At 68.4% G+C, this 22,500-nt stretch carries 21 protein-coding genes; 7 read left to right on the top strand and 14 right to left on the bottom strand.

From position 1 onward, the window contains the following. Positions 1-52: 52 nt before the first annotated feature. Positions 53-268, bottom strand: coding sequence for a DUF2945 domain-containing protein (locus ACTJKH_RS09790; protein WP_440736736.1), 216 nt, complete (start codon positions 266-268; stop codon positions 53-55). Between the two features lie 95 nt (positions 269-363). Here ACTJKH_RS09790 and ACTJKH_RS09795 point away from each other — a divergent pair, with 95 nt between their 5' ends. Both ACTJKH_RS09795 and ACTJKH_RS09800 read left to right on the top strand, forming a co-directional pair. Further along, positions 364-1,242: a phosphoribosylaminoimidazolesuccinocarboxamide synthase gene (locus ACTJKH_RS09795; RefSeq protein WP_440736737.1), complete on the top strand. Its 879-nt coding sequence runs from the start codon at positions 364-366 to the stop codon at positions 1,240-1,242. Between the two features lie 109 nt (positions 1,243-1,351). Then, positions 1,352-2,707 (top strand): uracil-xanthine permease family protein, encoded by a 1,356-nt coding sequence (locus ACTJKH_RS09800; RefSeq protein ID WP_440736738.1) that lies wholly within the window; start codon positions 1,352-1,354, stop codon positions 2,705-2,707. Positions 2,708-2,773: 66 nt separating this feature from the next. Here ACTJKH_RS09800 and ACTJKH_RS09805 read toward each other — a convergent pair whose 3' ends face one another. Then, on the bottom strand, positions 2,774-3,439 hold the full coding sequence (locus tag ACTJKH_RS09805) for a TetR/AcrR family transcriptional regulator (RefSeq protein ID WP_440736739.1): 666 nt from the start codon (positions 3,437-3,439) through the stop codon (positions 2,774-2,776). 117 nt (positions 3,440-3,556) lie between these two features. Here ACTJKH_RS09805 and ACTJKH_RS09810 point away from each other — a divergent pair, with 117 nt between their 5' ends. Continuing rightward, entirely contained in the window at positions 3,557-4,360 is an 804-nt protein-coding gene (locus ACTJKH_RS09810; RefSeq protein ID WP_440736740.1) for a DUF1266 domain-containing protein, read from the top strand. 93 nt (positions 4,361-4,453) lie between these two features. Here the strand turns inward: ACTJKH_RS09810 and ACTJKH_RS09815 are convergent, their stop codons facing one another. The 5 genes from ACTJKH_RS09815 to ACTJKH_RS09835 form a co-directional block, all read right to left on the bottom strand. Continuing rightward, the gene (locus ACTJKH_RS09815; RefSeq protein WP_440736741.1) at positions 4,454-5,449 is read right to left on the bottom strand and encodes a LacI family DNA-binding transcriptional regulator; all 996 of its coding nucleotides are present in this window, start codon (positions 5,447-5,449) and stop codon (positions 4,454-4,456) included. 56 nt (positions 5,450-5,505) lie between these two features. After that, positions 5,506-6,936, bottom strand: coding sequence for a glycoside hydrolase family 1 protein (locus ACTJKH_RS09820; protein ID WP_440736742.1), 1,431 nt, complete (start codon positions 6,934-6,936; stop codon positions 5,506-5,508). Positions 6,937-6,941: 5 nt separating this feature from the next. Then, the gene (locus ACTJKH_RS09825; RefSeq protein WP_440736743.1) at positions 6,942-7,832 is read right to left on the bottom strand and encodes a carbohydrate ABC transporter permease; all 891 of its coding nucleotides are present in this window, start codon (positions 7,830-7,832) and stop codon (positions 6,942-6,944) included. Then, complete coding sequence (locus ACTJKH_RS09830; protein WP_440736744.1) at positions 7,829-8,905, bottom strand: carbohydrate ABC transporter permease; 1,077 nt, start codon at positions 8,903-8,905, stop codon at positions 7,829-7,831. The genes ACTJKH_RS09825 and ACTJKH_RS09830 overlap by 4 nt, the downstream gene beginning before the upstream one ends. A gap of 115 nt (positions 8,906-9,020) precedes the next feature. Continuing rightward, the gene (locus ACTJKH_RS09835) at positions 9,021-10,334 is read right to left on the bottom strand and encodes an ABC transporter substrate-binding protein (RefSeq protein WP_210096813.1); all 1,314 of its coding nucleotides are present in this window, start codon (positions 10,332-10,334) and stop codon (positions 9,021-9,023) included. A gap of 150 nt (positions 10,335-10,484) precedes the next feature. Here ACTJKH_RS09835 and ACTJKH_RS09840 point away from each other — a divergent pair, with 150 nt between their 5' ends. From ACTJKH_RS09840 to purQ, 3 genes are all read left to right on the top strand, one after another. Next, the gene (locus ACTJKH_RS09840) at positions 10,485-11,015 is read left to right on the top strand and encodes an adenine phosphoribosyltransferase (RefSeq protein ID WP_120494995.1); all 531 of its coding nucleotides are present in this window, start codon (positions 10,485-10,487) and stop codon (positions 11,013-11,015) included. Between the two features lie 81 nt (positions 11,016-11,096). Beyond that, positions 11,097-11,345, top strand: coding sequence for a phosphoribosylformylglycinamidine synthase subunit PurS (purS, locus tag ACTJKH_RS09845; RefSeq protein WP_120494994.1), 249 nt, complete (start codon positions 11,097-11,099; stop codon positions 11,343-11,345). After that, positions 11,342-12,049: a phosphoribosylformylglycinamidine synthase subunit PurQ gene (gene purQ / locus ACTJKH_RS09850; RefSeq protein WP_440736745.1), complete on the top strand. Its 708-nt coding sequence runs from the start codon at positions 11,342-11,344 to the stop codon at positions 12,047-12,049. The genes purS and purQ overlap by 4 nt, the downstream gene beginning before the upstream one ends. A gap of 57 nt (positions 12,050-12,106) precedes the next feature. Here purQ and ACTJKH_RS09855 read toward each other — a convergent pair whose 3' ends face one another. The 6 genes from ACTJKH_RS09855 to ACTJKH_RS09880 form a co-directional block, all read right to left on the bottom strand. Beyond that, on the bottom strand, positions 12,107-13,216 hold the full coding sequence (locus ACTJKH_RS09855; protein WP_400788953.1) for an ROK family transcriptional regulator: 1,110 nt from the start codon (positions 13,214-13,216) through the stop codon (positions 12,107-12,109). Beyond that, positions 13,213-14,328, bottom strand: coding sequence for an ROK family transcriptional regulator (locus tag ACTJKH_RS09860; RefSeq protein ID WP_440736746.1), 1,116 nt, complete (start codon positions 14,326-14,328; stop codon positions 13,213-13,215). Before ACTJKH_RS09860 ends, ACTJKH_RS09855 begins: the two co-directional genes overlap by 4 nt. A 34-nt stretch (positions 14,329-14,362) precedes the next feature. Then, positions 14,363-15,820 carry a hypothetical protein gene (locus ACTJKH_RS09865; RefSeq protein WP_440736747.1) on the bottom strand — a complete coding sequence of 486 codons (1,458 nt, stop codon included), beginning with the start codon at positions 15,818-15,820 and terminating at the stop codon, positions 14,363-14,365. Between the two features lie 51 nt (positions 15,821-15,871). After that, the gene (locus ACTJKH_RS09870; protein WP_440736748.1) at positions 15,872-16,780 is read right to left on the bottom strand and encodes a carbohydrate ABC transporter permease; all 909 of its coding nucleotides are present in this window, start codon (positions 16,778-16,780) and stop codon (positions 15,872-15,874) included. After that, positions 16,780-17,625: a carbohydrate ABC transporter permease gene (locus ACTJKH_RS09875; protein ID WP_341956301.1), complete on the bottom strand. Its 846-nt coding sequence runs from the start codon at positions 17,623-17,625 to the stop codon at positions 16,780-16,782. The genes ACTJKH_RS09870 and ACTJKH_RS09875 overlap by 1 nt, the downstream gene beginning before the upstream one ends. 243 nt (positions 17,626-17,868) lie before the next feature. Then, positions 17,869-19,191, bottom strand: a complete 1,323-nt coding sequence (locus ACTJKH_RS09880; RefSeq protein ID WP_440736749.1) for an extracellular solute-binding protein — start codon at positions 19,189-19,191, stop codon at positions 17,869-17,871. A 260-nt stretch (positions 19,192-19,451) separates the two neighbouring features. Here ACTJKH_RS09880 and ACTJKH_RS09885 point away from each other — a divergent pair, with 260 nt between their 5' ends. Then, entirely contained in the window at positions 19,452-21,092 is a 1,641-nt protein-coding gene (locus ACTJKH_RS09885) for a beta-N-acetylhexosaminidase (protein WP_440736750.1), read from the top strand. Between the two features lie 133 nt (positions 21,093-21,225). Here the strand turns inward: ACTJKH_RS09885 and ACTJKH_RS09890 are convergent, their stop codons facing one another. Continuing rightward, positions 21,226-22,491: a hypothetical protein gene (locus ACTJKH_RS09890; protein ID WP_440736751.1), complete on the bottom strand. Its 1,266-nt coding sequence runs from the start codon at positions 22,489-22,491 to the stop codon at positions 21,226-21,228. Positions 22,492-22,500: the final 9 nt, after the last annotated feature.

Genomic DNA, 22,500 nt, shown 5'->3' on the forward strand with positions numbered 1-22,500 from the left:
GATTCAGGCTAGGCACCCCCGCCGACACTCGGCGCGGCGAACCGCGGTCACTTCAGTCGCCCAGCTTCCGCAGCGCGGATCCCTTGTGCGCGGCCTTCTCACCGCTCTTCTCCGACTTCACGATGTAGGCCGGCTCGTCCTCCGAAGCCGTGAAGCTCTGTCCGGCGAACCGGAAGTCCTTCGTCCGCTTCTCTTCGACTGTGCCGTGCGTGCGCCCCTGGGATGTGTTCCAGCTCACCCGGTCTCCGGTCGACAGGTCCTTCGTCATGATTCCTCCGCTCCGTCCACTCGAGCGTCGCCGATACGGCGGAGTCATGCCAGGGCTTGACACGGCAGCGGCGCGTCTACCGGGATAATGGGCGGGTGAGCACACCTTCGGACAGCAACGCGCAGACCATCCCCGGCTGGCGCCACATCTACTCGGGCAAGGTCCGCGACCTGTACGCCTCGGATGACGCCGCCGACACCCGCATCCTCGTGGTCGCCTCCGACCGCGTGAGCGCGTTCGACTCCGTGCTCTCGCCGGGCATCCCCGAGAAGGGTGCGCTGCTGACGCGCCTGAGCCGCTGGTGGTTCAGCGAGCTCGCCGACGTCCCGAACCACCTGGCTGAGGGCGAGATCCCCGCGAGCGTCGCCGATCGTGCCATGCTCGCGCAGTCGCTCGAGATGCTCCCGGTCGAATGCGTCGTGCGCGGGTACATCACCGGCTCCGGCTGGGCCGAGTACACCGAGAGCGGCACCGTGTGCGGCATCCCGCTGCCCGCCGGCCTGCAGAACGGCGACCGCCTGCCCGAGCCGCTGTTCACCCCCGCCTACAAGGCGCCGATGGGTGAGCACGACGAGAACATCACCTTCGAGCAGACGGTGGAGCTGGTCGGCGCCGAGCGCGCCACCGAGCTGCGCGACGTCTCGCTGGCGCTCTACACGCGCGCCGCCGCGATCGCCGGGGAGAAGGGCCTGATCCTCGCCGACACCAAGTTCGAGTTCGGAACGGATGCCGAGGGTATCCTGCACCTGGCCGACGAGGTGCTCACGAGCGACTCGTCGCGGTACTGGGATGCCGAAGCGTGGCGCACCGGCTCGACGCCGAGCGAGCGCATGGCGAGCTTCGACAAGCAGATCGTGCGCGACTGGCTCGCCGCCAACTGGGACAAGCAGGGCGAGCCGCCCGCGCTGCCCGCGGACATCGTCGAGCGCACCGCCGCCCGCTACCGCGAGCTGATCGAGCGCCTCGGGGCCTGACCCCGCGCGGTACCCCGCACGCGCAGGGCCGACAGCACACCCAGGGAACACTCAGGAATCGGTAGTGTTGCTCCAGCACTCCCCCTCCCCCCGATACTGAGGAGCCCGCATGCCCCTGTGGAAGACCCACGGAAACGGCCGCACGGTCGAACCCGGCGCCGTCGTCAAGCCCGATGAGCGCCTGAACTGGCCGGCCACGATCGCGATCGGCGCCCAGCACGTGGTCGCGATGTTCGGCGCCACGTTCCTCGTGCCGACGCTGACCGGCTTCCCGGTCTCGACCACCCTGCTCTTCAGCGGTCTCGGCACCCTGATCTTCCTGCTGATCACCAAGAACCAGCTGCCGAGCTACCTGGGCTCGTCGTTCGCGTTCATCGCGCCGATCACGGCTGCCGTCGCGGCGGGTGGCACCGGCTCGGCCCTGGCAGGCGTCGTCGCGGTCGGCATCCTGCTCGCCGTGGTCGGTCTGGTCGTGCAGTTCGCCGGCCTCCGCTGGGTTGACGCCCTCATGCCCCCGGTCGTCGCCGGAGCGATCGTCGCACTGATCGGCTTCAACCTCGCGCCGACCGCGTGGAACAACTTCCAGCTCGACCCGGTCACCGCGACCATCACGCTCGTCGCGATCATCCTGTTCGCGGTGCTGTTCCGCGGCTTCCTCGGCCGCATCTCGATCTTCCTCGGCGTCGCCGTGGGCTTCATCTACGCCGCCTTCACCGGCTCGTTCGATGTGCCCAACGCCCTGCGCGGAGGCAAGACCCCTGCCGAGCTCATCGCGGACGCTCCCTGGGTCGGCCTGCCCGAGTTCCAGCTCCCCGACTTCGTCGCACCGGGCACCTGGTCGACGATCGCGATGTTCCTCCCCGTCGTCCTGGTGCTCGTCGCCGAGAACGTCGGCCACGTGCGCGGCGTCGCGACGATGACCGAAGACCCCGAGATCAACAAGCACACGGGTCGCGCGCTCATCGCCGACGGCGTCGCCACGACGATCGCCGGCGGCTTCGGCGGATCCGGCACCACCACGTACGGCGAGAACATCGGAGTCATGGCCGCCACCCGGGTCTACTCGACCGCGGTCTACTGGGTCGCCGGCCTGTTCGCGATCCTGCTGGCGTTCTCACCCAAGATCGGCGAGGTCTTCAACTCGATCCCCGCCGGCGTGCTGGGTGGCGCGACCACCGCGCTGTACGGCCTGATCGGCATCATCGGCATCAAGATCTGGGTCGACAGCAAGGTCGACTTCTCGCGTCCGGTGAACCAGTACACCGCAGCCGTCTCGCTCGTGATCGGCATCGCCGGGTTCTCGATGCAGCTCGGCGACTTCGCCTTCGGCGGCATCGTGCTCGGCACGGTCGCGGCACTGCTGATCTACCACCTGGGCAACCTCATCGCCCGAGCGCGCAAGACCGGCGCCGACGACCCGAAGCCGCTCGAAGCCGTCGGACCACTCGGCGGCGACCCCGCGTAACTCCAGAATCTGAGACAGATCCCGGATGCTGCAGCGGCGGCATCCGGGATCTGCGCGTTCAGTGGTTCAGAGCTCGGGGCGGAGCGCTCCGGACGCCCTGGTCCTGGCGTCGGGATCGCGCGGGGCGAGGTGCAACGGCAGCGGCGTCACGGGCTCGGGCAGGCCGTACAGCCGGTGCACCCAGCGCCGCGCATCCTCGAGCGGGAACGTGTCGCCGTACACCGCGAACTTCATGAAGATCCCCTCGAGCGTGCTGCGGAGCATGATCTCCTCGAGCGGCGGGTCGGCGGCGCCACGCTCCCGGAAGATCTCGCGCACGGTGTCCTCCGAGAGTCTCGCCTGCTCGGCATGCCGCCCCTCCGCCTCGGCGTACAGGCGGTGAGTGGTCGGCTGCTGCTGCATCGCGAACACGGCTCGCTGCACCGGCAGCGCGTAACCGGTGGCCGTGAGCGCGCCGTCGATGATGCCGGCCAGACGCAGATCGGCAGGGCCGTCGACCTGGGGGATGCCGAACAGCACGTCGAACCAGTTGTCGAGAACGGCCGCGATCAGCTGGTCCTTGCCGCCGAAGTGGTAGTTCGCCAACCCCTGCGCCACCCCCGCCCGACGCGTGATCTCGGCGATGCTCGCACCCGAGACACCACGCTCTGCGAAGAGGTCGATCGCAGCCTGCAGGATGACCTGGCGGGAGCGCTCCCGCGCGACGCGATTCAATTCATCGTTACGCGTCATGCAGGTCCACCTCCCCAGGATTGGACGACTCGGAAAAAGGCTCCGAAACCTATATATTACTGACTGAACGGCTATTCAAGCTTTGCGTGTCGTCGATGCCGCGTCGGAAGGAGTGCAATGCATCCCCTCTCGTGGGTCCTGCCTGCACCAAGGGTCACGACGTCGAGCAGCCACTCCACGGACGATGCCGCAGCGAGTGAGATCGCTCTGGGATACCTCCAGATCCGCACCGTGCCCTCGGGCCCGTGGAACGATCCGACCGCACCGGAACTCGGCGAGGACGAGGGTCGGATGCTCGCCGAGCAGTGGGGGATCCACTCCCGAACGGACTGGCTCGGCATGATCGATCACCTGTGCACCGTGCGACGTCGCCGCCATGCGTGGATGCTCCACCTGGGCGTCCGCAACGATCTCGCCACCGCGCTGGGCCGCGTGCCGACGACGCGGGAGTGGCTCGACGCCATCGCTGCGGACGGCGGTGACGAGCACGACGCGCATCCGTTCGTCGTCGGCATCGAGCACATCGAGCGGGAGGTGCGCAAGCGCGTCGGCAGGGAGGTCGTCACGCCCGACCTCTTCGTCCGCACGCTCGACGCCTATGCCCTCGGCCAGGCCGTGGCGTTGACGACGTGGGGTGTCGCGCTCGGGTATGCCGACGTCGCCGAGGCCCGCCTGATCATCCACCGCATCAGCATCAAAGCCCGACCGTCGTTCGTGTCGTGGGCGGACTTCGGGCTCAGCTACCTCGCAGGACGCATCATGCACTGGAGCGACGGCACTCTCGACGACGAATCGTTCGCGAAGTTCGGAGACGGGTGGAGCGACTTCAAGGAAGCGACGTCGACGAAGCGCAACGGACCGTGGGCGATGCTGCCCTGGCCGGCGGCGATCGAACTCAGGTCGGCCCAACGCATCGGCTGACCGCACAGGATCACGGATGCGGACCCACCTGGAGGGGCGTCGGGTCCGCATCCGTGTCGCCCTTCCCCGTCAGATGCAGGGGTGAGGGCGAGGCTACGACGAGGCCCGCACCACGAGCTCGGTCGGCAGGATCGTGGTGTGCTCGGGGTCGCGTCCGGCCAGCCGCGACAGCAGCACCCCTGCCATCGCCTCGCCCTGCGCGTACATCGGCTGCCGCATGGTCGTGAGCTGCGGATCGGTGCTCAGCGCGACCGACGAGTCGTCGAACCCGACCAGCGCCACGTCTTCGGGTACCCGGATGCCGGCGGCGCGCAGCGCCGTCAACGCTCCTCGCGCCATGAGGTCGCTGGCGACGAAGATCGCATCTGGGCGCCCCGCCGCGAGGATGCGACGTGCGGCATCCGCTCCGCTCGCCTCGCTGTAGTCGCCGGCCTCCGCCGCGAACGGCGTCAGCCCCGCATCCGCCAACGCCGCCTGGAAGCCCTGCACACGGTCGACCGACGACACCATGGTCATGGGCCCCGAGATCGTCGCGATGCGGGTGCGTCCGGTCCCGATCAGGTACTCGGTCGCCGTGCGCGCGCCGGCGACGTTGTCGACATCGACCACGTAATCGCCCTCGCGCAGACGCACCGGACGGCCACCCCACACGACGGGGACCGCGTCGGCGACACGCTCGATGAAGGCGTCACTGGTGTGATGCGACACGATGAGCGCACCGTCGACTCCGCCGTTGCGGACGAAGCTGGTCATCTTGTCGCCGGGGTCGTCACTCGCGATGAGCAGGTTGAGGAGGTAGTCCGAGCCGCGGAGCGCCCCCGTGATGCCCGCCACGATCGCCGCGAAGAACGGGTCGCCGAAGAAGCGGGTGGTGTCTTCGGGCACGATCAGGGCGATCGCGTGAGTCTGCTTCGAGGCCAGCGACCGCGCCGCGCGGTTGGGCACGTAGCTGAGCTCCTCGATGGCCCGCTGCACCGCGACGAGCGCCTCCGGACTCACCGCCGTCGATCCGTTCACGACGCGCGACACCGTCGATCGCGAGACTCCGGCGGCGGACGCCACCTCTTCGATGGTCGCTCGTATCGACACGACTCTCCCTCCGTCCGACAGCGAAGTCGGATGCTCCCCTGTGCCGCCGTCCGGCGTCAGAGAGCGCGAGCGGCGATGATGCGAGCGTACTCCCGACCGGAGTCCTTCAGACTCCGCTCCTGGGTGTCGTAGTCGACGCGCACGATGCCGAAGCGCTTGTCGTAGCCCCAGGCCCACTCGAAGTTGTCGAACATCGACCAGTAGAAGTAGCCGCGCACATCGACTCCCGCGTCCGCTGCGTCGAGCACAGCGCCGAGGTGCAGGCGCAGGAACTCGGTGCGATCCTCGTCGTGCACGCGGGTCTCACCGTCTTCGACGACCGCGACGTCGTCGTAGGCGGCGCCGTTCTCGGTCATGTACAGCACGGTGCCCGCCGGTTCGGCGTACTCGGTCCACACGCGCTGCAGCAGGCGCGTGAGCCCCTCGGGCTGCACCTCCCAGTTCTGCGCGGTGCGCGGGAGGCCGCGCTCGACCGAGTGGATGCCCTCGCTCGACGGGTACGGGCTGCGACCGGGGCGGTCCGTCGCGGGTCCGCCGCTGACCGGCGCGACCTCGGGCGCCGTGCCCGAGACGAAGTCACCGTGGTAGTAGTTCACGCCCTGCGTGTCGATGTGCTGCGCGATCGTCGCGAGGTCTCCCTCGTGCACCGCGTCCTCGAAGCGGGCCACGGCCCCGGCATCCACCACCCGGATGTCCTCGACGATGTCGGCGGGATACTCGGCGCGGTAGATCGGATCGAGGAACCAGCGGTTGAACTGGCCGTCGACGCGGCGAGCGGCGTCGACATCGGCCGGCTTCGTGGGGTCTGCCGGGTCGGCGACCGTGTGGTTCAGGGTGATGCCGAGGTTCAGGCTCGCATCGCGTCCACGCAGCTCGCGCACCGTCTCGCCGTGCGCGAGCAGCAGGTGGTGCGCTGCGAGCAGCCCCTCGGCGACGCTCGTGTGACCGGGGGCGTGCTCGCCGCCCGTGTACGAGAGGAACGACGAGCACCACGGCTCGTTCAGCGTCGTCCACACGTTCACCCGGTCGCCCAGCGCGTCGTGCATCGTGCCCGCGTACTCGAGGAAGCGTCCGACGGTGTCGCGGTTCGTCCACCCACCGGTCTCCTGCAGCGCCTGCGGCATGTCCCAGTGGTACAGGGTCAGCCAGGGCAGGATGTCGTTCGCGAGCAGCTCGTCGACGAGGCGCTCGTAGAAGTCGACGCCCTTCGCGTTGACCGCTCCGCCGTCGGGTCGCACCCGCGCCCACGACGTCGAGAAGCGGTACGTCTGCAGGCCGAGCTCCTTCATGAGGGCGACGTCCTGCGGATAGCGGTGGTAGTGGTCGCACGCCACGTCGCCGTTGTCGCCCAGGATCACCGCTCCCGGCTCGCGGCTGAACGCGTCCCAGATCGATGCGGTGCGCCCGTCTTCGAAAGCCGCCCCCTCGATCTGATACGCCGCTGTCGCGGCTCCGAAGAGGAAGTTCTCGGGAAAGGCGCGGGTCATACGGGTCATCCTTTCACCGCGCCCGCCATGATGCCACTGACCAGCTGGCGTCCTGCCACGACGAACAGGACGAGAAGCGGGAGGGTGGCGAGCACGGCTCCGGCGAGCACGATCGAGTAGTCGATGTAGTACCCCGACTGCAGCTGGCTCAGCGCCGTCTGCAGGGTCGGGTTCTGCGGGGAGAGCACGATCAGCGGCCAGAGGTAGTCGGTCCAGGCCGTCATGAAGGTGAAGAGTCCGAGGATCGCCATCGCGGGTCGGGCGGCGGGGATGCCGACGGTGAGGAACGTGCGGAACTGGTTGGCCCCGTCCATGCGCGCGGCCTCGATCAGCTCGTCCGGGATCACGTCGACCAGATACTGCCGCATGAAGAAGACGCCGAAGGCCGTGACCAGGGTCGGCACGATGACCGCGCCGATCGAGCCCGTCCAGCCGAGTTCGCGCATCAGCATGAACAACGGGATGATGCCCAGCTGCGTCGGGATCGCCATGGTCGCGATCACGAAGATCATCAGACCGTCGCGGCCCTTGAACCGCAGCTTGGCGAACGCGTAGCCGGCGAGCGTCGAGAAGGTCACGACCGACAGCGTGATGATCGCCGAGATGAGGAACGAGTTGCCCAGAGCCAGCCAGAACGGGATCGCGTCGAACACCTTGGCGGCGTTGGTGAAGAAATTGCCGCCGGGGATCAGCGGCAGGGTCTCGCCGCGGGTCGCATTGGTGCCGCTCGCCACGACCACCGACCACCACAGCGGGTAGACGCTGCCGATGATGAACGCGGCGAGCAGGCCGTAGGTGAGGAAGCCGGGTCGGCTGCCGATTCCGGCGTTCCCGCCGACGGCTCCGCGACGCCGACGGATCGTCTCGGGCACGCTGAGTGCCTGGGTGGCGGTCATCGTGCATTCTCCTCGGTGGTGGTGGCGATCGTGGTGCCGGCGGCTGCCGCAGCCGTGGCGGCGCGTGCACGCCGGCGAGCGGCGCGGTTCTGGGGAGCATCCCCGGTCGAGATCCGTCTCGAGATGAGGAAGTTGATGACGCCGATGCCGACGATGAGCAGGAAGAGCAGGATCGCGACGGCGGATGCCTCACCGAGGTCTCGACGGAAGAACGCCAGCTCCCACAGGAACAGCACGGTGGTCTGGAACTGCCGATCGCTGCCGCCGATGCCGCCGGCCGTCGACACGTCGAACAGGCGAGGCTCGGCGAAGATCTGCAGACCGCCGATCGTCGCGGTGATGATGACGAAGATCAGCGTGGGACGGATCGTGGGGATCGTGATCGAGAAGAAGCGACGCGCGGCACCGGCACCGTCGAGCGCGGCCGACTCGTAGAGGTCGCGCGGCACCGCCTGCATCGCGGCGAGCAGGATTAGCGCGTTGTACCCGGTCCAGCGGAAGTTGACCATGACGGCGATCGCGAGGTGCGACAGAGCCGTGTTGTGCTTCCACTCCTGGTCGGCGATGCCGATGAGGTTCAGCAGGTTGTTGGCGAGACCGTCGGCCTCGTTGAAGATGCTCGAGAAGATGATGGCGACGGCCACCGGGGTGACGACGAACGGGATGAGCACGCTCATCCGCCAGAAGGTCGGGGCACGAAGACCGCGGTCGAGCAGGTAGGCGATCACCAGGGCGACGGCCAGCTGCGGGATCGCCGAGAGCAGGAAGATGCTCAGGGTGTTGAAGATCGAGTTCCAGAACATGGCATCGCCGAGGATCTCGACGAAGTTGCCCGCTCCGACGAACTCCCCCTGCCCCTTGAGCAGATCCCACTCGTGCACGGCCACCCACACCGTGTAGATCAGGGGGAACAGACCGACCAGGCCGAACAGCAGGAAGAACGGCGAGATGTAGAAGTACGGCGACGCGTTCTGGTCGAACCGCGAGAGGCGGTGTCGCCAGGGGCGCCTTCCGGCGGCATCCGGCTTCGGCTGTTCGGATGCCGTCTCGCGGCGTTCCGCTGTGAGGGTCATGAGGGTTCTTTCGTCTGAGTCGCGTGTCGGCTCGTCCGGTTCCGGTCGCAGTCCGTGCCGCCCCCGCAGAGGAGGCGCGGCACGAACTGCGAGCGGAGTGGAGGCAGTGGCTGGGTCAGTCGACCAGCTCGTTCAGGAGCTTGATCGCGGCATCCCAGGCGCCCTGGGTGTCGGTCTCGCCGCGGTCGAGCCCGCTGAGGGCCGGACCGAAGACGTTCTCCTGGATGACCGAGTCATCGGCACCCTTGAACTGGGCGACGACACCCTTCGCGCGCTCGGCGAGGATCGCTCCGGTCGGCGCGTCGTTGAAGAACGCGTTGGGCGTCGCCTCGGACGACAGGGTCTCCTGCGCCTTGATCGTCGAGGGGAAGTTGCCGGCCGCAGCGGACTGCTTGACCTGCTGCTCGGGCTGCGTCAGCCAGTCGGCGAGCTCCGCCGCGGCCTCCTTGTGCTGCGAGCTCTCGGGGATCGAGAGGAACGCGCCGCCCCAGTTGGCTGCTCCGCCGGGGAACACGTCGGCGAAGTCCCAACCGGTGGATGCGTCGCCGCCGCCGGCCTCGACCTGACCCTGGACGACGCCCAGCATCCAGCCGGGGCAGACGAAGGTCGCGAAGGTGCCGTCCACGAACGACTTGCCGCCGTTCCAGTCCCACGCCGTCTGTGCGGCGGACTGGCCGCCCTCGGTGGCTGCTCCGAGCAGTTCGAAGCGCTCCTTGAGCTCGGCGTTGTCCTCGACGTTCAGCTCGCCGTCAGAGGTGTAGTACCCCTCGTCGAGCTGGTTGACCATGGCGTTCCAGACGAAGCCGGAGTGGTCGTACCAGGCCTTGCCGGTCTTCTCCGTGTACTCGGCGCCGACGGTGAAGTAGTTCTCCCAGTCGCCGTTGAGGAGCTCGGCGACCGACTCGCGGTCGCTGGGCAGCCCCGCGGCCTCGAACGCCGCGCCGTTGTAGCAGATGCCGCTGGGGCCGATGTCGGTGCCGTAGCCGATCACGCGGCCGTCGGCATCCGTCGCCTGGCCGTACTTCCAGTCGACCCAGTCGCCCTTGCGGTCTTCGATGCCGTAGTCGCGCAGGTCGACGAAGGTGTCGGAGACGTCCATGATGGCTCCGAGCCAGCCCTCTTCGATCGCGACGACGTCGCTCAGGCCCGAGCCTGCGGCGATCTTCGTGAAGGCGTCGGTGCGGGCGTTGCCGCCGGTGTCGATGTTGGTCGCCTCGATCGTGACGTTCGGGTGCGCCTTCTCGTATTCGTCGTAGAGGTCTTCGTAACCGAAGGTTCCGAAGGTCGTGACGGTCAGCGTGACGTCCTCGTCGCCGGCGGCGCCGTCGCCGCCGTCCGCGCCGGTGGAGGCGCAGCCGGCGAGGGCCAGGACGGAGACGGATGCCGCGGCTGCTGCCGTGAGGATCCGGGTGCGGGCACGTGTGTTCACAGTTCACTCCTTTGTGGTGGGTCGTGCGGTGGTGCTGGTGCTTTCGGGGGATGCAGGGATGCTCGTGGGAGCGCTCCCATGCACTGAAGAGTGACTCTATGGGAGCGCTCCCACGAAAGTCAAGCCCCACCGGTGGCGTACCCTTGACCGGTGCCCGACACCGAACTCTCCCCCGCCCTCGTCCGCGCCGAATCGCTGATCCGCAGCATCCCGGACTACCCCGAGGCGGGGATCATCTTCCGCGACATCACCCCGCTGCTCGCCGACGCCGAGGCACTCCAGGCCACCACCGAGGCGATCATCGCGCCGTTCGCGGGCCAGTTCGACGTCGTCGCAGGCATCGAGGCACGCGGCTTCATCCTGGCCGGAGCAGCCGCGATCGCCGCCGGCGTCGGCCTCATCCCGATCCGCAAGGCGGGCAAGCTGCCTCGCCCGGCGGCATCCGTCGACTACGCCCTCGAGTACGGCACCGCGACGATCGAGATGCACGACGACCTGCCCGCCGGATCCCGCGTGCTGCTGATCGACGACGTGCTCGCCACGGGCGGAACCCTGGCCGCCGGACGCGAGCTGGTCGAGCGCCTGGGCAGCCACGTCGTCGGGATCTCGGTGCTCTTCGAGATCGACGGACTCGGCGGCCGCGACGCCATCGGAGACCTGCACACCGTCTTCCACGCCTGACGCTCGCGCTCTCGCTCAAGGCGCCTTCCGCGAGCCGGTAGACTGAGCACGCCCGTCCGCCCGCGACTTCCGGAGCCGTTCATGCCCACCATCGTCGTCGACGTCATGCCCAAGCCCGAACTGCTCGACCCGCAGGGGAAGGCCGTGTCCGGCGCATTCGCGCGTCTGGGCGTCGAGGGCTTCTCCGATGTCCGCATCGGCAAGCGCTTCGAGCTCACCGTCGAGGGCGAGGTCACCGACGAGATCCTCGCCGAGGCCCGCCGCATCGCCGACGAGGTGCTCTCCAACTCCGTGATCGAGGACGTCGTCGGCATCGAGGTCGCCGAGTGACCACGCGCATCGGGGTCATCACCTTCCCCGGCTCGCTCGACGACCGCGACGCGCAGCGCGCCGTGCGCATCGCCGGCGCCGAGCCCGTCGCCCTGTGGCACGGCTCGCACGATCTCGAAGGCGTCGACGCCCTCGTCCTCCCCGGCGGCTTCAGCTACGGCGACTACCTGCGCGCCGGTGCGATCGCCGCGCTCTCGCCGATCATGGCCGAGGTCAAGGACGCAGCAGCCAAGGGCATGCCGATCCTCGGCATCTGCAACGGCTTCCAGATGCTCGTCGAGGCGCACCTGCTGCCCGGCGGCCTGATCCGCAACGACCACCAGCACTTCGTGCGTCGCGACCAGAAGCTCATCGTCGAGAACTCCGACACGGCGTGGACCAACAGGTTCCGCACCGGCCAGGAGATCACGATCCCGCTGAAGAACGCCGACGGCGGCTACATCGCCGACGAAGAGACCCTCGACCGTCTCGAGGGCGAAGGTCTCGTCGCGTTCCGCTATGCGGGCGTCAACCCCAACGGCTCGCTGCGCGACATCGCCGGGCTCACCAACGAGGCGGGCAACGTCGTGGGGCTCATGCCGCACCCCGAGCACGCCACCGAGGCGGGCTTCGGCCCCGACACCGCCGCGGCCATGCGCTCGGGCGTCGACGGACTCGACTTCTTCACCAGCGCGATCGCCGCAGTCGCGCGCGTCGCCGCGTAGGCTGCGGCACAGCGAGAGCACCGGCGGTCTGCGGAGAGCATCCGCAACGGGCCGCGATCAGCGGATGCCGAGCTCCTCGGCGACCACCAGCGCGGTACCGCCGAGCAGGACGATGTCGTCGCCGCGCACCGCCACACGGATCTCGAAGTCGTCGGTCACGATCGCCAGCGCCTCGTGCTCGATCGCCGCGCGCGTCTCGTCGAGGAAGACCCCGCCGACGATGTCGAGGGGTCCGGACAGCACGACCTGCTCGAGCCCGAGAGCGGCGACGACCGGGGTGAGCACACGCCCGAGAGCCCGACCCGCGCGAGTCAGGATCTCGTCGGCGGATGCGTCGGGCTCCGCGAGCAGGCGACGCACGTAGGGCACCGCGGCCACGACCTCGAGGCAGCCGCGTCGGCCGCATCGGCACACCTCGCCGCCCTCGTCGACGAGCACGTGGCCGATCTCGCCGGCAGTGAAACGGTCGCCGGTGACGAGCGCGCCGCCCACGATCACGCCGCTGCCGATGCCCTGACCGATCCGCACGAGCGCCAGGTTGTCGACGCCCGGCTGACCGTAGGTTCGCGCGGCGAGAGCGGCGGCATTGGCGTCGTTCGCGATGTGAACGGGCACGGAGACCGCGGCCGAGAGCGCCGCACCGAGATCGAGCCCATGCCAGTCGAAGGCCACGGCCTCGAGGACGACACCCTCGCCGTTGACGACACCGGGAGAGCCGATGCCCACCCCGAGGACCCGCACGGTCGACCGCTTGACCAGCGCCGAGGCCAGCGCACAGACCTTGTCGACCAGCGCGGCGCCCCGAGCGCCGTCGGTGGGCACGCTCGTCGAATGCACCACCTCGCCGTCGAGGTTCATGATCGCCCCGCTCAGCTCCGCGTAGGCCGAGAGGTCGAGTGTGACCACGTGATAGGAATCGGGGTTCAACGCGATGAGGGTGCTCGGCTTGCCGACCCTCCCCTCGGGGCTCGGCCCGCTCTCGCGCACGACCCCCTCGGCCGCGAGGTGATCGACGATGCGCGACACGCTCACCCTGGTGAGTCCGGTCGCTCTGGCGAGGTCCGCTCGACTCATCGCATCACTGCGGAAGAGCGTGCGCAGGATCAGGGAGCGGTTGACCTGCCGGGTGTGCTCCGGCAGGGCCTTCTCGGTGCCGCGGTTCGTCACGAGATGCCCAGTTCCGCCGAGAGCACCGCGACCAGGGGGCCCTGCAGCGCGAGCAGTCCGCCGTCCGAGCCGATCTCGACGCCGATCGTGCTGGTCGTCGACGGAAGCGTGCGGTCGGTCAGACACCGCTGGGTCCGCTGCGCGAACGCCTCGTCGAGGATGTCTTCCGGGCCGACGAGCACGATGCGGGTCGCACCCAGCATCGAGATGATCGGAGCCACGGCAGCGGCGAGCGCGTCCGCCGCGTCGTCCATGACCTCGTCGCGGTTCTCACCGGCGTCGAGGCGCGCGCGCAGCGCCGGTACTGCGACGATCGCGTCGAGGCATCCGGGGCGTCCGCACAGACAGGTGGTGTCGCGCGTCGGATCCACCACCACGTGGCCGATCTCGCCCGCCATGAAGTCGACGCCGTCGATCAGCGTCTCGCCGATGATCAGCCCCGCCCCCGCTCCACGCTGGATGGTCAGGATCAGGATGCTGCGGCCGTCGTCGTTCTCGCGGAAGGTGTGCACCGCGAGAGCCATGCCGTTGGCGTCGTTGACGATGTGCACCGGGAGGCCGAAGCGCTCACTCAGAGCCCCACGCAGGTCAGCGCCGAACCAGCCGAGATGGGGCGCGAAGCGCACGACGCCGTCACGGTCGACCACGCCGGGGCTGCCGACGCCGATCCCGAGGACGGGAGCGGATGCCTCGGCGAGCAGCTCCTCGATCATCGCGATGACGCGCGCGATCGCGTCGTCGCCGCGCTCGGTGAGCGCATCGACTCGGCGCTCGTGCGACACCTCCCCGCGCAGATTCATGACCGCGCCCCGGAACGACTGCGCGTCGGAGAGGTCGAGGCTGATGATCGAGCGGGAGTCGTCGTCGAGGGCGACCAGCGTCGCCGGCTTTCCCACGCGGCCCTCCGCCGCATGCCCCGCCTCGACGAGGATGCCCTGATCGATCAGCTCGCCGACGATGGTCGAGACGGTGACCTTGTTGAGCCCCGATCCGCGGGCGATGTCCGCCCGACTGCGCGGCCCCTCGTGGAACAGCGTCTGCAGCAGCATCGCGCGATTGCGCACGCGATTGTGCTCGGGGAGCGCCTTGGTCGTGATGCGGAGATCGGCCACAGCCCATTGTCTCCCGCCCGACCCGGGATCGGCATCACCTCGCGGCATGACGACGTCGCAGCAGGGTCGCCCCGACGAGGAGCGCGAACCCGCCGATGCCGATCGCGACGACAGGGGCCTCGGAGCCGCTCTCGGCCAGGACATCGTCGGAGGTGTCGGCGATCGGCGCGACGCCTTCGCCCTCGCCCTCGCCCTCGGGACTCGGGACCGTCGGCGTCTCGGGATCCACCGCGAGGCGGAACGGGTTGTACCCCGTGACCGCGAGGAGGTACCACGCGGTCGCTCCGGTGTGGAGGCTCGAGTAATAGAGGTCGCCGAACCCGGTGTCGAGTCCGTCGCTCGACGACGCGACGATCCCTCGGCCGTCGCCGTTCGCGGCCTGCCGCTGCGCGAGCTCCGCCGAAGCGAGGATCGACTGCGTGTAGTCCGCGTCACCGGCGGAGTCGCGGGTGCGCAGGGCGAGAGCCAGCTGCCCCGACCCCTCGAACCAGACCTTCGACACATCGGCGCTGCTGAACGCGGGCCCCGCGTACGGACCGTCAGTCGCGTGCAGGTTCTCGACCGTCCACGCCAGCGCGGACGCGTATCGGTCGTCGAGCGTCGCGAGGTAGCTCCAGGTCTGAGGGTCCTCGGGGATCGGGTAGTAGTTCGTCGAGACGCCATCCGGATGGGTCCCCGTCCACAGGTGTCCGTCCTCGGTCTGCATCGCGGCGACGAAGCCCGCGGCGACGGCCGCCCGATCCGCCCACACCGCATCACCGGTGAGCGCAGACATCTGCGTGAAGAAAGCGGCGACATCGATGTTGTGCTCGGTCGATTTGAACGTGAACGGGTTGCCGTCGGCATCCTGTCCGCCGGTGTAGCCGAAGGGCGCCTGCTCGGTGTCGGCCGTGTTCTGCTGGATCCAGTCGGCCAGCCGCAGGGCTCCGTCGAGGTACTTCCGTTCGCCGGTGACATCGAAGAGACGGGCGAGCGCCATCCCCACCCACGCCTGATTGCCGGTGTTCGACGCCGAGGATCCGATCTCGACAGCGCCTGCACGGAGGCTCGCAGGCTGATACGACGCCCTGGTGCGCCCGTCGGAGAAGTCCGGGTCGTTCTGCTGCACGAACAGCAGCGCGTCGCCGATCGACTGCGCCCGCCGGATGTCGTCGGGAAGCCCCCTCGCCGCATAGGCCATGACGATCAGCGCGTCGTCGTACAGGAACGACGACGTGAAGTCCCAGTCAGGGGTCGTGAAGAAGCCGCCCTGGTAGCTCCGCGGCAGGCACATGCCGTCTGCGCTGCAGTACTCGTCGACCCGGTCGTCGAGGAACTCGTAGGCCAGCGCCGCCGAGTGCTCGTAGTCGACCGTTCCGTCGGGCGCGACGTACCAGTCCACGGTCCCCGCAGCCCCGGCCGCCGCGGTTCCCGCCGAGGAGGGTGCGGCGAGTGCCGGCTGCGCACCGGCCCCGATCCTCGCCAGGATCATCAGGGTCGCTGCGGTGGTCATGACGACCGCCTTCGTCTTCGGCCGATCGCGGCCGTTCGTCGCAGACATCGGTCAGCCCTTCACGGCGCCGGCGGACATGCCGGTCACCAGGTTGCGTTGGATGATCATGAAGAAGACGACGACGGGGAGAGCGAACAGCGTCGCTGCGGCCATCTGCCCGCCGTAGTCCGTGCCCATCTCGCCGCCGACCGAGACGGTGAAGGAGTTCAACCACACCGGCAGCGTGTAGTTCGCCTGATCCTTCATGAACGTGAACGCGACGATGTAGTCGTTCCAGGCGGCGATGAACGCGAACACGCTGCTCGAGATGATGCCGGGCATCACGAGCGGGAACAGCACTCGGGTGAGCACCTGCCACGTCGTGGCGCCGTCGATGCGGGCGGCCTCGTCGAGCTCGATCGGGATGGCGAGGAAGAACCCGCGCATCACCCAGATCGAGAACGGGAGCACGCTCGCGACGTACGACAGGATCAGGCCCCAGTAGGTTCCCAGGAGTCCCATCGAGTTGAAGATCAGGAACTGCGGGATGAGCAGCGCTGTGCCCGGCAGCATCTGGACGATGAGGATGAGAACCAGGATGGGCCGACGTCCGCGGAACCGGAACCGCGACAGCGCGGCCGCCGCGAACAGGCCGAGCACGATCGCGAACACCACCGCACCGGTGACGACGATCACGGAGTTCTGCAGATAGATGTGGAACTGGCCCTTGCCGATCGCCGTGAAGAAGTTGTCGAGCGTGGGCGATTCGGGCAGGAAGTGCGGCGTGCTGCTGAGCATCTCCGACCGCGGCTTGAACGCGGTGTTGATCATCCAGTACACCGGGAACGCCCACACGATGCAGAAGAGGATCGCGATGCTGCTGCTGACCCAGGGGGTGCGGCGTCGGCGACGCCTGCGTCCGGTGGCGGCCGGCGTGGTCGTGGTCGCCGCGGGAGCCGGGGCGGTGGTCGTCGTGGTCATCAGAGGTCCTCTCCCGACCGCACGAGGTGTCGGATGTACACGGCGCTGAGCGCCGCGAGGATGACGGTCGAGGCCACGGCGATCGCCGACCCCGCCCCGATCTGCAGGTTGCCGGAGAACGCCGTCGTGTAGGTGAAGACGCCGAGTGTCGAGGTCGCCCCGTCGGGACCGCCCTCGGAGATCAGCCAGATCTGGTTGAAGACGTTGAAGTCCCAGATGATCGAGAGCATCGTCACGAGCAGGATCGTCGGTGCGATCGAGGGCAGCACGACGACGCGATAGATGCGCCATTCGGATGCTCCGTCGAGCCGGGCGGCCTCCTTCAGCTCGACCGCGACCTGCGTCTCGGCGGCGTACAGGGTCAGCGCGATGAAGGGGACGGCCTGCCAGACGACGAGCAGCCAGATGCAGACCCACGCGAGCACCGGATCGGACGACCAGTCCTTGCTGGTCATGTCGCCGAAGATGCCGAGCTGCGTGAGCATCCAGTTGATCACGCCGTACTGCGGCTGGAAGAGCCACGACCAGACGATCGACGAGGCGACGTTCGGCATCGCCCAGGCCAGGATCAGCACGACGGTGGTGAGATAACGGATGCCGGAGGGCAGGCGCGTCATGAGATGCGACATCCCCGCGCCGATCGCCACACTGCCCACGACCAGAGCCGCGGTGAAGACGATCGTGCGCGTGAGGGACAGCCAGAACTCGCGGTCGGCCAGCACCGCGGCGTACTGATCCAGACCGACGAAGTCGAAGGCTCCCGTGAACAGCGTCCGCTGGTTGTAGTTCGTGAAGGACGTGAAGACGAGGAAGCCGATCGGCAGCAGGGTGACGAACAGGATCATCAGGCCCGCCGGCGTCAAGAGCCAGAACGGGGCCGTGCTCCGGCGGCTGCTCGCCGTCCGCCGAGCGCGGAGGGATGGGGGACGAGGTGTTCGCGTCTTCACTGACGGCGGTGACACGACGGGTGTGGTGACCACGGGTTCGCCTTTCGGTGGTCGAGGCACCGCCGGTTCACGGGGCCGAGGAAGTACTGGGTGGGAGGATGCCGCGCGTCCGCGATGCGCGGGCGCGCGGCATCCGAAGTGCTACTTGGTGTTGAGCGTCTTGTCGGCCGCGTCGTCGAAGGCGGTCGCCGCCTCGTCGACGGACTTCGAGCCCGAGGCGATCGAGGAGAACAGGTTGTTGATGTCCTTGTTGCTCTCGATCGTGGTCCAGTTGGCGTTGGCCGGCGTGGCCTTCGACCGGAGTGCGGCGGTGAAGAAGCTCACCTTGACGTCATCCAGCGTCTCCTGCGCGAACTCGATGCCCTCCGTGCTGTTCGGGATCCACCCGTCGACGCCGAACACGAAGTCCTTCTGAACCTCGGGGCTGGCGGCGATCTTGACCCAGTTCAGGGCGAGATCAGAGTTCTGCGACTTCACCGGGATCGCCCAGTCGGAGCCTCCGAGCATGACCGGCTGAGCCTCGCCCGAGAGGCCGGGGAACGGGAAGGACCCGAGGTCCGGCTCGAGATCCGGGTTGATCTTCAGGATCGCACCGGTGTTCGTGTTGAGGATCGCCGAGGTCTTGCCGTCAGCGAAGATCTGACCCTGATTCGGCTCGAAGGTGTCGAGAGTCGCGGATGCCGCGGTGGAGTACGTGTTCTGGAACTCCTTGAACGCCTCGAGGCCCTCGAGGGCCTCGTCCGAGCCGAAGCCCGAGGTCCACTCGCCGCCCTTCTCGGATGCGATGTCCCCACCGGCGTCCCAGACGAACTGCATTCCCGCGTAGAAGTACTGACCAGGCAGGTAGAACGGTGAGAAGTCGGGCGTCTGCGCGTTGGCTGCCGCGACCTTGTCGAGGGCCGCTGTCAGCTCGTCATACGTGGTCGGGACCTCGGTGACGCCCGCTTCCGCCCACATCTTCTTGTTGTAGATCACGGCGCGAGCACCGGCGAATCCGGGTACCCCGTAGAGGCTGCCATCGATCGTCGCGGGGTCGACGAGTCCGTCGAGCCAGGTCTGGCCCTGGGCCAGGTCATCCTTGTACGCCGTGAGGTCGAGCAGTCCGCCGTTCGCGGCGTAGCTCGCGATCTGCGTATTGCCCATGTCGATCACATCGGGCGGGGTGTCGGTGGCGAGCGCCGTCGTGACCTTCGTGGTGATGCCGTCCCAGGTCTGCTTCTGGAGGTTCACCTCCGCGCCGGTCTCCTCGGTGAAGCGCTTGTTGATCTCGTCGAGCGTGTCGGGCGTGTAGTCGCCGTCCATGACCCAGACCGTGAGCGTCTCGCCCGATCCGTCGACCTCGGGGACCTTTCCGTCGCTGGGGGCACCGGCGTTGCCGGCACCGGCCGAACCGGAACATGCGCTGAGGGCGAGAGCGGAGACGATGCCGATGGCACCGAACGTCGCCAACTTCTTGATTGCCACTGAATTCTCCTTGGTGGGTGGGATACCGCGAACGGATACGTCGATGTGTCGTTCGTGAAAGTTAGTACACATCTGTTGCATATCCGTTGTCAATCATTATGTTGGCATTTATAGATCTGTTAGGTTTCAGCGTTATGACGGCATTGTTTCGCTTCCGGCGACAATCTTGGCCGTTGAATTAGGTCACTTTATTTACTAACTATTAGGGCATGTAACCAACTAATTCCTGCCCACCCGAAACAATCAGGGAGTTCGCCCGAATGTCGACCCTTCTTCCTCGACCCACGACCCAGATCACGTCGCCCGGCGAGTTCGAGCTCACCGCGGATGCCGCGATCTCGAGCCACCCCGACCTCGCCCAGCCGGCCCTGAGACTGCAGGAGCGACTGCGGGCGGCGACCGGGTTCGTGCTGCCGCTGAACGTGTCCGACACCGCATCGCGCGACGCCGTGAGCATCCGTCTGGATGTCGATCGGTCGCTCGCCGATGAGGCCTTCGATCTCGAGACCGCACCGGCGTCGGTCCGGCTCGCCGCGTCGACCGAGCGAGGCGGACACTGGGCCGTCCAGGCCCTGCTGCAGCTGTTCCCGGCCGCGGTGTACCGCCGCTCGCCCTTCGCGACGGCACGCTGGACCGCCCCCGCCACGCGCGTGCAGGACGCCCCGAAGTTCCCCTGGCGTGGAGCCATGCTCGACGTCGTCCGCCACTTCGCACCGACCCGCGACGTGCTGCGGTTCATCGACCTGCTGGCGATGCACCGCCTCAACACCCTGCATCTGCACCTCACCGACGACCAGGGCTGGCGGGTCGAGATCACCAGGTACCCCCGCCTCACCGAGGTGGGCGGTTGGCGCCCCGAGACCCAGCTCGGAGCGGAACACGGATCCGACACCGACGGGCGACCGCACGGCGGCTTCTACACGCAGGACGACATCCGCGAGATCGTGGCGTACGCGACCGCACGCGGCATAACCGTGGTCCCCGAGATCGAGCTCCCGGGCCATGCGCAGGCGGCCGTGGCCGCGTATCCCGAGCTGGGTGTCGGCGACGCCGACAGCGCACCGACCACCCCGTGGACCCGCTGGGGCATCAATCCGGTGATCTTCAACGTCGAGGAGTCGACCATCCGGTTCCTGTCGGACGTGCTCGACGAGATCGTCGACCTGTTCCCCTCGGAGTACATCTGCATCGGCGGAGACGAGTGCCCCAAGATCCAGTGGGTCGAGGACGAGCGGACCCAGGATCGGATGCGGGAACTGGGCCTGCACGACGAGGAGGAGCTGCAGAGCTGGTTCGTCAGCCGCATCGGCCAGCACCTGGCGTCGCGCGGGCGCAAGCTGCTCGGCTGGGACGAGATCCTCGAAGGCGGGCTGGCCGACGGCGCGACCGTGCTCTCCTGGCGCGGCAATGTCGGCGCTGTCACCGCTGCCCGCTCGGGGCACGACGTGGTCGCCTGCCCAGAAGACACGGTGTACCTCGACTATCGCGAGTCCGATCTCGACTCGGAGCCGATCCCGACCGGCACCGTGACGACGGTCGAGAAGGCGTACTCCTTCGATCCCGTGCCCGCGGAGCTCGACGCCGCCGAGGCGCGACACGTGCTCGGCGGCCAGGCGAACCTCTGGACCGAGCACATCGACTCGATGCGGGGTCTCGACTACCGCGCGTTCCCGCGTCTGTCAGCCGTGGCCGAAGCGCTGTGGACCACGGGTGACCGCGACTACGCCGAGTTCGCTCCACGGTTGACCGAGCACCTGGCCCGCCTGGATGCGGCCGGTGTCGAGTACCGGCGTGCAGACGGCCCGCTGCCCTGGCAGGAGCGCCCGGGAGTCAGCGGACGCACCAGGTCGGCCGAGGAGGCGGCCGCGCATCTGGCCCGGATCACCGCGAACATCGGCTGATCGTTCTCCGCACCTGTTCGGACGGAACCCTCGCCCACGGGAGGACCGCCGACCTTCGGGAGGAGGGATCCTCGAGATCTCTCCTTCCGAGGGCGAGTTCTCCTCCCGAGACACCGCAGGCGCGGAGCGCCGGTCAGTCGACGGGGAGGCTGAAGGGGTTGTCGCCGGCGGCGGCGAGCAGGTACCAGGCCGTCGCACCGGTGTGCAGGCTCGCGTAGTAGAGGTCACCGAAACCCGAGTCGAGGCCGTCGGTCGAGGTCGCGACGATGCCCTTGCCGTCACCGTTCACCGCATCGCGCTGCCCGAGGCGGATGCTGTCGAGCAACGCCTCGGCGCGATCCGCGTCGCCCGCACCATTCCGCAGCTTGAGGGCCAGCGCCAGGTGTCCGCTGCCCTCGAACCACACCTTCGACACGTCGGTGTCGCTGATCGACGGCCCCTGGTACTGACCGTCGGTGGCGATGAGGTTCGCGAGGGTCCAGTCGAGTGCCGCGTCGTATCGGGCGTCGCCGGTCGCGAGCGAGGTCCAGGTCTGCGAGTCCAGGGGCACCGGGTGGGTGTTCACGGTGGAGCCGTCCAGGAGCGTCCCCGTGTCGACGTGGCCGTCCGCGCTCTGCATCGCGGCGACGAAGTCGGTGGCGACCGCAGCACGGTCAGCCCAGACGGGGTCACCGGTGAGCTGCGCGAGCTGGGTGAAGAATCCGGAGATGTCGCTGTTGTGCTCGGTCGACTTCCACACGAGCGAGGTGCCGTCTTCGAGCTGCCCGCCCGTGTAGCCGTAGGGGGCACGGCTCATGTCGGCGGTGTTCGTCTGGATCCACTGCGCGATCCGCACCGCGCCGTCGAGGTACTTCTGCTCTCCCGTCGCGTGGAAGAGCCGCGTGAGTGCCATGCCCACCCAGGCCTGGTTGCCGGTGAACGTGCCGGGGCCGGTGATCTCGACCCGCCCCTGCCGGATGCCGTGCGGTTCGTACGAGGTGCGCACGCGCCCGTCGCCGATCGGGTCCTCGTCCTGCACGAACAGCAGGGTGTCGCCGACCGCCTGCGCGCGGCGGATGTCGTCGGGAAGGCCCCGAGCCGTGTACGCGATGATGACGAGAGCGTCGTCGTAGACGAACGAGGGCGTGAAGTCCCAGGTCGGCAGGTCGGTGAAGAATCCGCCCTGGTAGCTGCGAGGCAGGCAGTGGCCCGCGCCGTCGCAGAACTCGTCGACACGCGCGTCGAGGAACTCGTAGGCCAGCGAGACCGACAGCGTGGGATCGGGGGCGGCGCCTGCCGCGGTCGGGTCGTCCGGCGTCGCATCGCCGGAGGCGGCGGATGCAGCGCCCGCGATCAGCGCCGCTGCAACGAGCGCGGCAGCGATCACCCACGGAGCCGAACGGCGCGTTGAACCCGACATGCTGACCCC

Origin of the sequence: Microbacterium sp. 22215, from assembly GCF_052045655.1 — a bacterium.
Taxonomy (GTDB): domain Bacteria; phylum Actinomycetota; class Actinomycetes; order Actinomycetales; family Microbacteriaceae; genus Microbacterium; species Microbacterium phyllosphaerae.